At 65.1% G+C, this 1,000-nt stretch carries 1 protein-coding gene; it reads left to right on the top strand.

Features of this window, described 5'->3' with window-relative positions; genetic code table 11:
- Window positions 1–131 precede the first annotated feature (131 nt).
- A complete protein-coding gene (locus AB0J42_RS37745; protein WP_364303415.1) occupies window positions 132–905 on the top strand; it encodes a hypothetical protein in 774 nt (257 codons plus the stop codon).
- Window positions 906–1,000 lie beyond the last annotated feature (95 nt).

Here is a 1,000-nt window from a genome sequence, read left to right as displayed (position 1 = left end):
AATGCACAGCCCTGTCATGTACGAGAGCCTCCACCGGCCCTCAGACACCGTCGAGTGACCTCACCTCAGGTGTCCGTGCTACAGGGGGAACCTCATGGGAGATGCGCCGCCGCGGCTGGTCACAAGAGCGCATGGCCCAGGAACTCACCAACGCCGGATGCCCGACCCATCAGTCAGCCATCTCCAAAATCGTCAACCCCAAGCCCGACGGCAGCCGCCGCGCCATCAGCGTGGACGAGGCCATCGCACTGGCCCGGGTGTTTGGCATCGCCCTGGAAGAACTCCCACTTCCTCTGGACGACGCCGAAGGCCGCGACCTGCACGACCTGAGCCGCACCGTCACTCACGAAGGCCGCAACGCCACAGAGCAGTACGCCCACTTCCTCCTTGCCTGGGCCCGCCTGCGTCACCGCCTCGCCCAGGAGGAGAACCGCACCGCCTATGAGGGCTTCCTGGCTCAGCGCAGAGTCGAACAGGATACGGCCGAGCAGGCGATCGCCTTCTGGCGGGATGCCGATTCCTGGCGTGAGGTGACGGCCGGCTACGAGACGCTGCACCGGATCCTGCAGGCCATGGGCGACGGCCGCGACCTGACCCCACCGGCAGAAGAGTCCCGCCGGCGCCACAGCATCGTGGCCGATCTCGTCCGCCTGCGTGATTCGTTCGCCACCAAGATCCCCAGTACACCGGTGCGGGTGGTACCGGACCTTATCTACCACGCGGCCGAGTCGCTGGTGCGCACCGGCCTGCAAGAGGTCGCCATCGGTGTCATCGACGCCTACGAGCGCGGCACCACACACCCCACCGACGCAGTCACGAAGGAGATCGACCGCAGGCTCCAGGAGATCAGCGACCGGGAACCACAAGATCGCCTGGATTATCTGGAAAGCCTGGGGGCCGGATAGGGGTGTGTCCAGTAAACGGTGTAACTCGATCTTGAATTAGTTCTATCGGGTGGTCGGGGTCAGGCGGCCTTCGAAGGTGATGGCGAAGGCGTTCA

The organism is Nonomuraea sp. NPDC049649 (assembly GCF_040675175.1).
Classification (GTDB): Bacteria; Actinomycetota; Actinomycetes; order Streptosporangiales; family Streptosporangiaceae; genus Nonomuraea.
Note: the sequence above shows the minus strand (reverse complement) of the source record. Positions and strands in the feature narration are given on the sequence as shown.